Source organism: Acinetobacter sp. 1294596 (genome assembly GCF_000582925.1).
Lineage (GTDB): Bacteria > Pseudomonadota > Gammaproteobacteria > Pseudomonadales > Moraxellaceae > Acinetobacter > Acinetobacter radioresistens.
Genome location: NZ_JFCC01000063.1, coordinates 1 through 14,127 on the forward strand (window position 1 = coordinate 1; position 14,127 = coordinate 14,127).

A 14,127-nucleotide genomic window follows, 5' to 3' on the forward strand; every position below is an offset into this window, starting at 1 on the left:
TGACCTATGACCGTGGACGCGAGATGGCAGAACATAAAATACTTGAAGAAGATTTAGGCATAGATGTATATTTCTGTGACCCACATTCACCCTGGCAAAAAGGCACATGCGAAAATATGAATGGTTTAATTAGGCAATATTTACCTAAAGGGATTGATTTAAATCAGGCAGATCAGCATTATTTAAATCAAGTTGCCATGTCACTGAATACTAGTCCTAGAAAAGCGTTAGATTGGCTTACACCATTAGAGAAATTTGCTCAGCTTGTTGATTATCATAAGACTTTTCAAACTGTCGCACCTCATGTTTGAATTCGCCCATTATCTATTTTCAGTGGAATAACTACACTCTCAGCAGCAGCAATTGCAGCTTTCTTGTTTAATGACTGGAAAATACAATATGACTATACAGAAAAAATTAGAATACTTTCAGAGATGCTAGATGTTACTGATCAAATTCAAAACTCTCTGGATGATGCAAGAACATTTCCTTTTATAAGTGAAATTATTTTTAAAAAAAATATTTCATCAAATTACAGTGAGATTATTGAAAATCAAAAATTAAAAATTAACAAATTATTCTTTTTAATTATCAAATTAGGTAAGCTTGAAGATAAAATATATCTACTTGATAATAAGAATAAATCCCCTATCTTTAAAATCAATGCAAATATTAATCCTCAAATTGAGTTATTGAATATACCAAGACGTCTATTTGAAGATATTAATATTTTAGAAGAAATGATACAGGATAGTTTTTCAGATAATGACAATACTATAAATATTGAATTAAGTGACAACTTAACAATTGAAATTTTCGGTAGACTTGAAAAAAAAGGTCTGTATTATTTGTATCTAAAATCGCATCGTAAGCTTGTAAATAACTTTAGTTATTATAATGATAAATATGATAAATTTTTAAATGAAATTGATGAATTAATTTTACAGTATCGAGATAAAATGGATCATAGATCTTAGAGATACATAAGATTAAAAAAGCCCTCACTTGGAGGACCCTTTTTATTCTTCATCAGAAATTCATAATTTTTTATTGAGTTTTATAAAACTCTCTGCGTATCCTATATATACAGTTTATTAAATTCCAAAAACGCCGCGTAGCGTAGGAGTTCACACCATGTCTAAGAAGTTGCCAATCTACTTCTCGGATGATGCCTGGTCATCTCTGCAGAAGATTATGGGCCCTGAGGGGAAACCCAGCCCAACCATTAATGCCATACTCGAACATATCAAACTACTTGATGAGCATGGCTTCAGACCGGTTACCGCCAGAACCAACCTTGATATCCCCATCGCATTAGAATCCATTCCCACGTGCTTCCCTTCACCAGCCCAAGATTACGTCGATAAAAGTATCGACCTTAATGAACACTTAATTTCTAACCCTAATGCCACATTCTTGAACGTGATCCGTACCAGTTCCATGGTGAATGCTGGACTTGAATATGGTGATGTCGTTATTGTTGACCGCAGTAAAGAGCCCAAGCATTGTAGTATTGTCGTTGCGCTAATTGATAATAAAGATCTAACAATAAAAAGATTAATGATTACGGCCAAAATGTCGAAGAGCGAACTGGCTGAACACTTTGGTGAAGATTACGACCCTTCCACTTTGCCTAAAGTCTGGCTTAAAGCTGAGAGTCCAGATTATCCTTGTATTTACCTCACAGATGGCCAGTCTTTTGAAGTGGTGGCTGTGGTTACCTGGAACTTAAAGAAACTTTCTGTCTAAGAAGAATAAGAATGAAAGCCTTAAATAAAGTTTTCGCGTTGGTCGACGTGAATAACTGTTACGTCAGCTGTGAGCGCGTATTTAATCCGAAGCTCAATGATGTACCAGTTATTGTACTGTCGAATAATGACGGATGTGCTGTAGCACGGAGCAATGAAGCGAAAAGCCTCGGCATTAAAATGGGTGTGCCATTATTTCAGATTCGGGACATAGTGCAAAAACACCAGGTGCAAGTACTATCTAGCAACTATGCAATGTATGCAGAAATGAGCCGCAGATTTCATGCGATTCTTGGTGGCTATGTGACTTCTGCAGAGCAAGAAATATATTCAATTGATGAGTGCTTTTTAGAGCTCAGTAGCTATGGCCATAAATTCGATTTAACGGATTACTCACAGAGTATGCGTGGCCGGATCTGGCAGTGGCTAGGTCTACCCGTTTGTGTTGGAATCGGCAGAACTAAAACCGAAGCTAAAATTGCCAATCATATTGCAAAAAAGAATAGCCAGTTTAATGGCGTGTGCAACCTGGTCAGCATGGACCCATGCAATAAAGAAAACTATTTATCTGCAGTAGAAGTTTCTGAAGTTTGGGGGGTTGGGCGGCAGTACGCTAAAAAGCTGCAGTTGATGGGAATTAATTCAGTACTGGATCTGGCGTGTACCGATCCTCACATTATGAAAAGTCTATTCTCAGTCGTTATGGCCAGAACTATAGCGGAGCTGCAAGGCTATTCATGCATTGAGATTGAACACACTCCACCCTCACGAAAACAAATTGTGGCCAGCCGTTCTTTCGGTGCACGTATTACTGAACTGGATGATCTGAAAGAAGCTATAGGCATGTATGCTCAAGATGCCTGTTCGAGACTACGTGAACAGGATCTGCTATGCGGCTGTATCATCGCATTCATTCAGTCGAATCCTTTTGATACTGATGTGCCCTTTTATAACAAGTCTACCTCTTACACGTTTCCTGAGCCTACTGACTCTGCACTGGATCTGGTGAAAGCCTCTACTGTTTTGCTCGGCCATATATTTAAAGCTGGGATTCAATATAAAAAATGCGGAGTAATTTTGACAGCATTAGAGCCAAAGAGCTGTCATACGTATGACCTGCTGACAGACATGGAAGAAATCGAGAGGAAGGAAAGTCTGATGCAAGCCATGGAGGGAGTACATCAAAAATATGGAAAGAAAAAAATTGCTGTTGGCAGTTGCTTCTTACCGAATCGTAATTGGTCAATGAGCAGAGATAAATTAAGTAAAAATCCCTTTCGATGGGATGAGCTGATGAGTATAGAACTTTAATTTTGGAGAATTATCGTGAAAGATAAAATAGATCAGTATTTACGCTTTAAAAGACTTTCTGATGAAGGTTTAACACAGCACCTTATACCTGAGCGTTTCATACCTGAGAAACCACCTGAACTGGAAGGCAAAGATGTTGTATATGTTTTTGACAGTGAAGATTCATTCAATCTCACTTATGATGAGCTGGTTGAGATCGTAAGGCAGGCCCGTTTATATGGTCCTGGATCAATACCAGTATTGGGAACAGTAGGTTAAATAAAGGATTGTATATGGATAAATATGATGTGTGTTTTTATCTTGATAATGAAAAATTGGATTTAGAACATATGGGTAAGTTTTATGCTTCAAGTGAAGAAGAAGCAGTTAAGACAGCCATACAAGAACTCAACCCCACCGAGAAAGGTTTTTTTACAGTAATGCTGTGGGGGAGTCCTGATTAGCTCAAAATTCTACTTAAGTGAAGCCCTCCCATGAGGGCTTATTATTAGAATTCCTCCACCGCTAATAAATTAACGGTTTGGCCTGCTAGTTTATGATGGCAATCAGGCAAAAATTGAATCTTCCCATCAGTAATAAATGAGTGGCATTGGCTAGGATGTCCTTGATTTACCATCAATGAAGGTGTGAATGTTGGAGCACTTAGATTCCCATTAAACCCCCATCGAATCCGGTGTTGTTCGCCAACATGGATAGGATGTAATACTTTACATCCCGGGCACTCAATGAAATAAATACCATTTGATTCCAGTAAAATATTACTTACTTTCTTGAATTCACTCATTGACTAGCCTCGTACTCGATGAGTACATCAGCAACTGCTTTTGCAGCTAACCAGTAACGAGCATTAAAACGGGATATCTCATCCTCATTACTAATAAAGCCTAACTCTACAATTAATCCACCATTGTTAATAAAGCCTAGTTTCCCACGTGCTGACTGACTTTGATCAATCCAGCCTTCATTCCCTCGTAAACGTGAACCTAGAGCTGAAGCTACAGCCTTTGATAAATCCTGAGCAAGCTTCTTGTCTTTCGGTAGCGCAATAGTCTCAACCCCATTCGCCTGACTAGATCCAGCGGCATTTAAGTGAAATTCTACTGCAACAGAAGAACCCTTAATTAACTTGATGGCTGAAGCCAATGGATTATTAGTGGTACCCACACCATCCGTTTTAATACTAATACCGGAGCTCTTTAAGTAATAAGCTACTGCATTACGAAAGTTAGTTACCAGTTCGGCTTCTTTAAATTTGCCACTAACTGCACCCGGATCAACATTGGAATGGCCGGCTGTCACAGTGACAAAACCTAAAGGTTGGTTCTGGTTTAGATTTGGCTGGGCAATCTTACGACCAATCCACGCCAAAGCAGGAATTACGAAGTTAATAATCAGTAGCTGATATTCAACAGGGATAATCTGATAATCCAGGGCCCACTGCAGAATTAAAACTAACAGTGATAAAAAAGCTCCCAGAAGAGGGAGCTTAACAGATAGATATTTTGTGACGTTTTCGGGTATAAATTTCATGGTTGATTCTCGTTTAATAGGTTAGTTTTTTCTGTTGGTCAATTTGATTTCGCATTGCAGCCAGATCTGTATCCATGCGGATCTGTTTAGATTCAGCGATTGCCATTTTTTGATTCAATAGCGCATTATCTTTTTCAAGCGATCTATTGCCTTGAAAGACATATCCACCAAAAGCAACAAGAGCAGCAAGAGCGGTACCTCCAAGTCCTTTTGCAAAGGTAAGGCCACCCTTGGCCTGGTTCATATCTGCCTGAAGTAAATCAATATCACGTCGGTTTGCTACTGCTTGTGACCGATAATATTCATCGCGTTCTGACAAGCGAATCACGTTGTTATTCAGCTCGCCCATTTCTTGCCGGAGTTGATCGAGCTTTTTCTCGACTCTTACTCCATAAGTCTCACTATCAGGCATATAGCCTCCTCATTTCTTAGATATAAAAAAAGCACCCCGTAGGGTGCTTAAACTGTTTTAGCTTTCTTAAATTTCTATCTGTATGACCCTGCCTTCAGGCGCTGGGCGCTTGATCTCGTTGTTAGATACAAATACCCGGGTACCGGTGGAGTATTTGGTACTGCTGGTGCACAGAACCAATCCGCTACCATCGACCACTAAAACCTTATAATTGGGATGATCTGCTGAGGTAATCTGTCCAATAAACTCCGGGGCCTTGGGTAATAAGTCGATTAAACGTTGTAATGGATTACTCACGATTGATGCTCTCCACTTTAATACTCTGGTTAATCACCGCATGATTGAATGATACGTTGACCCCATCAATGATGCCCCACCATTCAGCATTAAATGCGACTAGCTCACCAGGTGCACATTCGCTCACATCCGGACCAATCGGCATCACCAGATTGTGGGTTTCGATCATACCGGCTTTAGCAAGTGCTGACTTGCCATAAGACCCCATGCTCTCAACGGTAAACAGTGGACTGTTCGCTGTTTCCAGCAACGTATCACCTGCAGTGCCGGTACGCTTGATCTGGCCACTTAAGCCAGAGCGGTCATTAGTTAACGTGATACCGTTATAATCAGGATAAGGCTCATAATCGGTAGACTGTTCTGTGACCAAGCTTTCAGGGATCAGCCGGTCATATTCTTCAACCGTGATTGAATCCCAGAATGTTTTTTTGTACTTGGGCTTTATAGTGATGGTATTGCTACCCTTCTCGCTGTAGACAAAGCCACCTGCACTTTCTGCAATCATTTTGATTACAGCAATTGGGGTCATGTTGGAATAGCTCAGACTGCCCGCTGGAACAATCCAGCTCAGCTCATCGATCAGCTCCCACTGCAGTGTTGTTGAGCTATTCACCCGATCCAGTTCAGCCTGACAGAGCTGCCGTGCGGTCCTTTCATTCTCCTGGGTAAATGAGCGTGTCGGTGCATAGGGAGCGTCCAGTAAAGCGGACTGGCTGCGACCGCTTAATGTATAAGTGATTTCGGCAAAGCGACGTGAGCGGCTGCGGTTTTCAAGCAGCATGTGATGTTCGGTACCATTCACCATGATTTTTAAAATCACAGGCTGACCATTAACTGATTCGAGCTTTGGTATTTCAGATGCGGGTACGCTCAGGCTATATGACCAGCACCAGCGGCTACGATCTGTACTATAACTGCCATCATAGACCAAAATGTTCTGGCCATTGTCCAGACGGCTTACGGATAATTCATTCACGATATACCACCAGTTTTTTGGCGGCAGTCCTGGAATACAGTCATCCGCCCCAAAGTTTAAAATAAGGTTATGTGGATCCGGCCCGTTACACAGACAGTTAAAGTTCAGGTCAGTACGGCCAACGTATTCAGGAAGCTCAGGTTGTGGCCAGGGTTGAACCGGATGCTTGCGGTAATGAATGGCTTTAGCTTTATCCCATGCAATGTGGCTGCTGGTAATAAATTCAAGACCTTTATCCCACTCGAATGTAAAATGCTTTTCAAAAACTCGCGCCACTTCATACGAATAAGTAAAAGTTTTCCTCTTACGAACTAGATCCACCCAATCAAATGTCCGGTCAATCCTGAGCTTGTTGCCCTCTTCAAATACCAAGGTTCGAGTTTTAGCTAATCGCTTATTTTCCTGCCAGATAAAGTACGCATCACTAGATAAACCAGTCGCCTGCTCATGCTGCAGTCGGACCGAGCGGTACAGCAAGCCAGCTTTCTCAAAGCCAAGTAATGCCTGATTACTCAGGCTTAAACTGCGCTCAAAATAAAAGGCGCTGTGATGCGCCCGTAAAACTGGTTTAGCCCAAGGGATTTCAATCACGCTTAAACAAGGTAAGACTCCCTGATAGCCAGCTATGAGATAAGCCTCAATGCCACGGATAAAGTTGATATCGAAAATTGCTTCAATCCCAGTTTTGAAACTGGTATCCACTACTGAATCAATAACACATCGATTTTCGCTATAGCCGGCCTGCAGCTCAAAACTAAAACCTGTATCCAGAGCAGTATTCAGCTCTGCATCAAGATCAAGATTTTCTTTAAACTCGGCAGCAAGTTCGAATGTAAATTGTGTTTCCAGCCGGGTATCAATACTGATTGCAACAACATCACTGTCCCAGCCGAAATTTAATTCAGTTGAACCGGTCCATGGCTGGGTGAAGTCCAGCACAATACCAGGATCGACAGGTTGTTCCGGCTCCTGATCAGCAAAGAGAGCTGTTGCTTCAACGATAAAAGCAGTCTCTAAAACTGAATCTACTTTCTCAACCAGATCTGCCTCGGATAGGGCTATTGCTATTCCGTTAATACTAAATTCACTATCCAGAATAGTGTCGATCTCTGCTGTATCGGCCTGACTATTCCTATAAACAGCAACTATCTCGACAGTCCATGTCTGTTCAAGCTGAGTATTAATATTGGCAGTTACATCATCCCCAAAATTAAGACCGGTGCTCCCATCGGCCTGATGTTCAAAGTTAAGAACAATGTGATGGCTGTCAGTATTGTTCGCTTTAAATTCCAGATTTAAATTGTGGGCATCCGTGGTCCCCAGCTTGTTTTTAAAATCCACATGAGCACCTCAAATTATGGTTTAAGCTTGATGGACTGAATGGTTAAGGTACCCCCAATGACCAGATTGGTATTGGCCAGACTGATATCTGTCCCTATAGTCAGATCAGCTGCAGCTTCCCCGGCACCGTTATAGATCCGCGCCCAGCTTGCCGTACCTGCTTTAATGACCGTTGCTGTATCAGAGGGTTGTAATTCAACATGGGTGGCTGTTACTTCCTTGATACAGGGCTCTGGCAGAGTCACCTTCACCAGCATCTTGGATGTATCGGCAGCAACAGCCGGACTTTCTGGCTGCTCACCCTCATAAAAAATAACGGTAGCACTCTGGCTACCGTTATCTAAAAAGCTGGCAAAGGCTTGAATCATGGCAAGCTTTGCCTTAACTGATGTTTTACTCATTTTGGCACCACATTATCTTGAATGACTGCGTTGAACTTTTTTTGGTCATCCAGACCTACCACAAAGCAGGTCAGATCTTGATTGAGTCCGTAAAACTGATATTCATAATTCTGATCTGGCTTTTTTACAGCTAGCGGTAATAAAGTTGCCTTACTATAAAGTACCACCGTTGCATCCCGGTAATCCTTGCCCAGTGCCCGGGTTGAACCCTTGATACAGGCAACAGTATTTTTAGTCCCGAAGCTGCTATTCAGATTGCCACTTAAAAAACTGGAGCTGTGCATGACCTGTCTTGATATGGGTTTCATTCCAGTTCTCCCAGATAAAAATAGACGCCGCCCTTATAATCGGAAGTAATCGATTCCCAAAGGTACATACTTGAATCCGCTAGAATCGGGGTGGTAAAGGTATTGGCACTTGCCTTTTTACCGGCATAATAAACGTATTGCAGGCTACCCCGCAGATACTTTGACTCATCGTAAAAAGGGATTTCCAGTGCCGCAACATTATTTGCGGTGAACTTATTTAAAAGTGTTGTGCCTGTTGTGTAGTCCATCATGATTGGCAAGGCCGTATCAGTCGGTGACAGTCTGGCTGCCGGACTATATTTAACCACTAAAAAGCAGGAAGCATTTTCTGATAATGTCAGTGGACTACTATATCTTGCAGACTTTGAAACGCCCGCTGAAGCTTCTGTTAAAAACGCCATGAGAAACCAGTTAGGAATGACAGAATTGTCCAGACTGTCTTTAAAGAGCCCGCACCCCTTTAAATCTTTAAACTGGGTTTGGCCATCCTGTGCATTCAGCAGGTAGAAACAGTCCTTACTACCGGTTAAAGTAAATGTCCTGTTTCCACTTTCAGTCAGGTTGCTATCAGCAAAACCATTTGCCAGGATATTATATGACGCTGAGTACCAGCGAGCCCAGCCACGCACCACCCCCGTACCTGTACCACTGATTTTCCAGTTTTTAGCAGGATTTTCAGGATCTAGCGGTAACTGTAATTTTGACGGGTCTTCATAATCATCAATATGAGTCATATTTTCAATCAGACCCACCATGGCATATTTGGCATAGGTTGAAGGATAGCTGTTAGTACCATCAGAGATGGTTTCATCAATCCGGATAAACGGGTGTTCTGTTCGTGGATTTTTAGCCCGATAGACCCGCTTAACATCATTTGGATCTCGAAAAACAATCTCATAGCCAAGTGAAGCCAGCTTTGCAGTACCTGTAGTGGTAATTGACTTTCCAGTATGAGTTGCCTTTAAAATTAACTGATTAGCACTTGGTATACCTTTGATTCGATATTTTCCATTCAGTTCATTTGGGGCAAAGCCAGTCAATTCAATAATCTGGAATAACAGGCATTTGTGGTCAGCATATAGATTAAGTGTAATGTCACCCTGTGCATCGACTGTAGCTGAAGTAATTGTAGTTAAAGGCAGACCATTAACCAGACAGGTATCCAGTAACCGGATCAGATCTCCCCAGTTATTATCCAGTACCAGACCGTTTAAATGACTAAAAAACTGAACATCGACATCTGTCGCCATATAATTGATTCCATAAAAAAGACCGCTTAACACGGCCATATTCGATTTAAGTGTTAAACCATGCGGTCAATGTCACCGCGCAGCATGATTTGAAACTGATCTGACATCACACTCGGTTCGGACTGCTTTACGGTGCGAATCACCCAAACCGGGAAGGTTGCAGCCACTGTATTAAAGCGCAGCACGTTACCACTCACCCAGCCCTGCCCCCAGCCTTCTTTCTTAATAATGAAGTACGGCACACCTGTCACCGGATTAATTGGGGCATAGTCTATGTTGATAGTTCCTGTTCCAATCTGTCCCGAGTATTCACCCACACAGCGGAACGATTGATCTCCAGTAAAAACCAAGGCCCAGCGTTCCTGAATTGCACCATTATTCGTGACTGCAATTGGATATAAGGCATCATTGTAATTGGCTGAAATTGCCCCACCAGTGGCCTCATCTGACCAGATACTATCCCAAGTCTGTTGTACAAATTTCCCAGTGGACCGGGCCTGCATATCACCAATGACCAACGCTGAACCGACAATGGTATTTTCAGCATCATAATTGTGGGTCAGTGGCTTGGTGAAGGTGAGCTGGCCGTTGATCTGCACATCACGGATCAGCAGCATGTCCTGATAGCGATATTTCATTGTCAATGGTGCGGTCAGCGCATTTAAAGCAAAATCACCGCCCAGAGTAAACTTGCCATAGTCATAGTCCACGCTGTACATATCAAACGGTACTTTTACCCCGTCGGCATCTTCAAGCTCGGCCCATGAAATGCGCTGATCTGGCAACTCATAAGTCTGGCCAGCCACATAATCCGGCAGTTCAAAGGCTTTACTGGAACTGACAATAGCAATATCACCAACCCGGTAAATCGGTACCCGGCCATCCAGCGGCAGACGTGTAGCGGATAGCCCCAAGATCTCAGCATCCAGTGGAATATAAGTATAAGCCACCGCATTATAACGTACAGTCTCCGGCGCAACCCATACCGGTATATTAATGTACCTTTTGCCAGCTTCATCGTACTCGAGCAGAACGTCATACCAGTCCTGCTCTTCAATTCCTGTACGATTACTTTCCGTGATTTCAGTCTTGGTATAAAAAAACAGATCCACAAAACCGGTATCGTAATTAATCTGGCCATGTGCACGGCTGGTTTCAATGATGCCATCGTCATCAGCCCGCAGTGTCAGCTGCCCAAAGTCCAGTGTGGCGACGACGACTGTTAATGATCCGGGACGCAGCGGACTGACCGGTGTTCTAAAGCTGATACGGTTGACCGGGGGCATATCTGTGGTGGTGGTTAAAGACTGCAGTGTCAGACGGTTATCGGTATTTGGTGTCCAGCTTTCGATTTCGATCTTGCCGGTACCATATTGAATAATGCCCGATGCAATTGCGCTGTTGTTTGTTGGGTCCGGGTTACGATAAATTGTACCGTCGCGGTCCACAAAAGTATCTGTGCCAAGATTGAAGCGAACTGATTTTGTCAGGATCTGCTCATCAAAACCCTGGGTCAGATCAAAGCGCAGCTTGTCACCGGTAATCTGTTTGACCCCGGCACTGGTATCCGAATTGTCCCGGTAACGCGCCTGGATGTCGAGACTGGTATAAGCGCCCAGCTGCACCACTTCTTCCCTGATGTTGGAAGTGGTTGGTAAATAAAATGACATAACTTACCCCGCTCTATAGATTTCAATGGGTGCATAGGATTTGCTGTAAAGCGTGGTGCTTGCCTCAGGAATAATTTCCACTGCACCTGTTGCATAGGTAATGGTGCCCTGTACTTTACCTTTGCTATCCACCAGATTGCCGACCTCGGTATTCACCGGAATATCCGTCAGCGTGACAGAGCCCATAGCGTTTCCCAGCTGGCTGGTAAGAGGAACCTTGAGTTCAATACTGTTGGGCTGAATGGCTGCACCGGTACCGATCTTGAAATTAAGTTTCCGGTCCACCGGCATAACGCTATCGATCTGCTGGAATGTAGATGCCCCGTAGCTATAGTTGATGGTGAAGACCGTATTTTTCTGCGGCAGTTTATTCGGTACCAGCCGGCCTTGACCGGTAGCATAGTTAAAGGTACCGGTGGCATCGCCACTAAACTGGCCCAGCGTATTTGTAGTTGCAGTTTTCTGTTCGCCTTCCAGTAACCATTTCACTGTCACGCTTCCCGAGGCTATACCAGCTTGCTGCAAATCAAACTCGAATGCTGCCGGTTCAACCGCAAGACCTGAGCGTATGAACGTAGCCAGCGGTGTACCCCACAGCAACAGGATTGGTGTATTCACATCCGGTAAAGCGCCCGTCGTAATAGACCAGGAACCGGTCTCATAGTTGACCGCACCAGAGCCAAACGAAGTACTTGCACCTTTTAATTGCCCCGAACCATCATCTTTCAGTTCATAAAACTTGCCCTGTGACATATAAGAAACCGACAAGCTACCCGGGGCTGGTGGTGGTACCAGCACACCAGTCCAGTTGGCACTCTGGTTCTGCTGGGTCACTGGCCGGGTTTCCGACTGGAAGTACTGGTTGGGTGCTGAAGCCGGCTTAAAGGTCATGCTTAAGTTTGCAGATCCTGCCCCTGCAGCTTGCGTCCACTGGATCAAGCCACGCTGGTAATCAATTGTTCCAACCTGGGTACCAGAAGTATTTTTAAGTAATCCGCCCTGATCAGTGATCTGCTGTCCAAACAGGTTAAACGAGACACTCGATGGCATGACAGATGAGCCGATATATAGGTTCTGAGCGGTACCAATGGTGGTCGAGTAAGTTGCAGTAATAGCAGCAGTGTTACCCGGTACCAGTACCATACTTTCCCCGGCTGCGTTTACATCCACAATTGGTGTTTCAGTCTGGGCAGATGGAACCAGCTGGGCAAAGATACTTTCCGCATTTACGGTAAACTCACCGACTTTTGCAGCAGACTTGAGATTGCTGGATGCATAATACTTGCCGGTATCGGCTACGATAGTATCCCGTAAAATCGTTTGAGACTTTTCGCCGCTGTACCATTGTCTTGCAGAGAGTCCGACATAATCCTGATCGAGTGGATCATTGATACTGTAGGTGGCAATTTTATATTCAACTTCCTTTCCATCGATGACCATCTTGGCAACACGGGTTTCAACTTTGGTGATGCGAACATATTGCTCATGCTGCAGTGCCTGGCCTTCTTTCGAGACCAATACCAGTGTACTGCCCACCGAGCTTTCGACTTCACTCAGAAACATCGCCACCTGCAAGGTTTTCATGCCTGTGTAATGTGTATCCAGTGGAATGCCGGCTGCCTGCCCACCCTTGGCCAGATAGTTTTCAATCCGGTTCTGGGCGGACTTGCGCTCATCAATCCACGACTTTGTACTAAACAGCAAAGCTGAGACATTGGGGTCTTTCGGGTTTTCCGAGATAAAGACCGTAGCCCCCATAAGCAAATCTGTATCATTCGTTGTCACGGCGGGGAACAGTTTACGCAGTGACACATCACCCATGGTGCGGTCCAGCTCACTCACATCATTAAACAGGTTATTGCTCTGGCCATCTTCAATCATCTGGCCAGAGTACTTGCCACCACCATCTTCTGTATCGCTCAGGCGCTCGGACTTATAGAGCACCAGATTTTTAGTTTCAATTGCCACTGTAAAGTTCCCCCACTTCAATAAAACGTAAAGTCACGTTGTAATAGTCATCCTCAGATACAGATGGAATTCCCTTCACTGGAGCAGCTTCCAAAGCCCCGGCTTCATGGTTAAAAATCACATGAAATTCACGTCTGTCGTGCTGATACTCAAAAGCCAGAATGAATTGTTCAGATAAAGCAGACCAGTCTTGAACCGTGCGTAAATCACGGCGTTTGATCCAGCCCATCGTGTTATCTGCCGGTTGCAGCACAATTGAACGACCTGCTTTTTTACGGCCCTCCTGGATAATTAGAGAACCATCAATAGCCCGACTCTGTTTCTGCTCGATGGGCTTCCATTCAAATTCATCAGACCATAAAAAACCGTCCTCAAGCGGGACGGTTTCTGATGTAGACACTCGTATTAATTTCATTAGCTACTCTTTTTTACCCTTTCCAGTTCAGTCAGGAAATCATTAAAACTGCCCTGATTAGCCTCATCCACAGGGACATTAATTGTGCGGCCATTAATAGAGATCTGGTTGATGACAGTACGTGAAGGCTCAGCAGTTGGAGTGCTGGTTTTAGGATAGCTCACGTCCGGGGCCAGATTGTTTACATTGACTCTGGAACCAGTACTGCCCGACTTGCCTGCATATTCCTCCAGCTTTTCCAGCTGCTCGGCAATGAACATGTAGTTGCCGGTCTGTTTCTGGTTGTCGTATGCAGAGACACCATAACGCGCAGCATATTCATGAGAAGCTGAACGGTAATAACCACCTGGACCCTGTTGAGCCGTCTCGAATAGCTCTTTAGCCTTTTGCCTGGCATTACCGCTATATCCCATTTCAGTCAGCTGCTGCTCAATCTCATCAACTGAATAACCGTTTTTAGCCATGACTCCAGTTTTAGAGGCTTTAAGCTTGCCCTGCAT

The 14,127-nt window shown here is 43.7% G+C and carries 17 protein-coding genes and 1 pseudogene; 6 read left to right on the forward strand and 12 right to left on the reverse strand.

Features of this window, described 5'->3' with window-relative positions; all coding sequences use genetic code 11:
* The 6 genes from J502_RS16735 to J502_RS17005 all read left to right on the forward strand — a co-directional run.
* Positions 1–311, forward strand: a 311-nt coding sequence (locus J502_RS16735; RefSeq protein WP_155757385.1) for an IS30 family transposase, incomplete at its 5' end; no start/stop codon positions are given.
* Between the two features lie 63 nt (positions 312–374).
* Entirely contained in the window at positions 375–977 is a 603-nt protein-coding gene (locus tag J502_RS14825) for a hypothetical protein (protein WP_155757386.1), read from the forward strand.
* Between the two features lie 157 nt (positions 978–1,134).
* The gene (locus J502_RS14830) at positions 1,135–1,749 is read left to right on the forward strand and encodes a LexA family protein (RefSeq protein ID WP_034684862.1); all 615 of its coding nucleotides are present in this window, start codon (positions 1,135–1,137) and stop codon (positions 1,747–1,749) included.
* 11 nt (positions 1,750–1,760) lie between these two features.
* The gene (locus J502_RS14835; protein WP_034684863.1) at positions 1,761–3,059 is read left to right on the forward strand and encodes a Y-family DNA polymerase; all 1,299 of its coding nucleotides are present in this window, start codon (positions 1,761–1,763) and stop codon (positions 3,057–3,059) included.
* 15 nt (positions 3,060–3,074) lie between these two features.
* Positions 3,075–3,317, forward strand: coding sequence for a hypothetical protein (locus J502_RS14840; protein ID WP_052024208.1), 243 nt, complete (start codon positions 3,075–3,077; stop codon positions 3,315–3,317).
* Between the two features lie 14 nt (positions 3,318–3,331).
* Positions 3,332–3,502, forward strand: coding sequence for a hypothetical protein (locus J502_RS17005; protein ID WP_171072027.1), 171 nt, complete (start codon positions 3,332–3,334; stop codon positions 3,500–3,502).
* Positions 3,503–3,546: 44 nt separating this feature from the next.
* Here the strand turns inward: J502_RS17005 and J502_RS14845 are convergent, their stop codons facing one another.
* The 12 genes and pseudogenes from J502_RS14845 to J502_RS17010 form a co-directional block, all read right to left on the reverse strand.
* Positions 3,547–3,843 carry a ubiquitination-like system serine protease family protein gene (locus tag J502_RS14845; protein ID WP_034684865.1) on the reverse strand — a complete coding sequence of 99 codons (297 nt, stop codon included), beginning with the start codon at positions 3,841–3,843 and terminating at the stop codon, positions 3,547–3,549.
* Positions 3,840–4,589 (reverse strand): N-acetylmuramoyl-L-alanine amidase, encoded by a 750-nt coding sequence (locus J502_RS14850; protein ID WP_034684868.1) that lies wholly within the window; start codon positions 4,587–4,589, stop codon positions 3,840–3,842. Before J502_RS14850 ends, J502_RS14845 begins: the two co-directional genes overlap by 4 nt.
* Positions 4,590–4,602: 13 nt before the next feature.
* A complete protein-coding gene (locus tag J502_RS14855; protein ID WP_005406115.1) occupies positions 4,603–5,001 on the reverse strand; it encodes a hypothetical protein in 399 nt (132 codons plus the stop codon).
* Positions 5,002–5,067: 66 nt separating this feature from the next.
* Entirely contained in the window at positions 5,068–5,298 is a 231-nt protein-coding gene (locus tag J502_RS14860; RefSeq protein WP_034675300.1) for a hypothetical protein, read from the reverse strand.
* A complete protein-coding gene (locus J502_RS14865) occupies positions 5,291–7,615 on the reverse strand; it encodes a hypothetical protein (protein ID WP_034684870.1) in 2,325 nt (774 codons plus the stop codon). Before J502_RS14865 ends, J502_RS14860 begins: the two co-directional genes overlap by 8 nt.
* A gap of 14 nt (positions 7,616–7,629) precedes the next feature.
* Entirely contained in the window at positions 7,630–8,016 is a 387-nt protein-coding gene (locus tag J502_RS14870; RefSeq protein WP_034684873.1) for a hypothetical protein, read from the reverse strand.
* Entirely contained in the window at positions 8,013–8,324 is a 312-nt protein-coding gene (locus J502_RS14875) for a hypothetical protein (protein ID WP_034684875.1), read from the reverse strand. The genes J502_RS14870 and J502_RS14875 overlap by 4 nt, the downstream gene beginning before the upstream one ends.
* Complete coding sequence (locus tag J502_RS14880; protein WP_034684877.1) at positions 8,321–9,574, reverse strand: hypothetical protein; 1,254 nt, start codon at positions 9,572–9,574, stop codon at positions 8,321–8,323. Before J502_RS14880 ends, J502_RS14875 begins: the two co-directional genes overlap by 4 nt.
* Before the next feature lie 53 nt (positions 9,575–9,627).
* Entirely contained in the window at positions 9,628–11,244 is a 1,617-nt protein-coding gene (locus tag J502_RS14885) for a hypothetical protein (RefSeq protein ID WP_034684879.1), read from the reverse strand.
* Positions 11,245–11,247: 3 nt separating this feature from the next.
* Positions 11,248–13,212, reverse strand: a complete 1,965-nt coding sequence (locus tag J502_RS14890; protein ID WP_034684882.1) for a hypothetical protein — start codon at positions 13,210–13,212, stop codon at positions 11,248–11,250.
* The gene (locus J502_RS14895) at positions 13,202–13,627 is read right to left on the reverse strand and encodes a hypothetical protein (protein WP_034680858.1); all 426 of its coding nucleotides are present in this window, start codon (positions 13,625–13,627) and stop codon (positions 13,202–13,204) included. The genes J502_RS14890 and J502_RS14895 overlap by 11 nt, the downstream gene beginning before the upstream one ends.
* A pseudogene (locus J502_RS17010) lies at positions 13,627–14,127 on the reverse strand (tape measure protein); the annotation flags it as partial. The gene J502_RS14895 and the pseudogene J502_RS17010, both read right to left, overlap by 1 nt.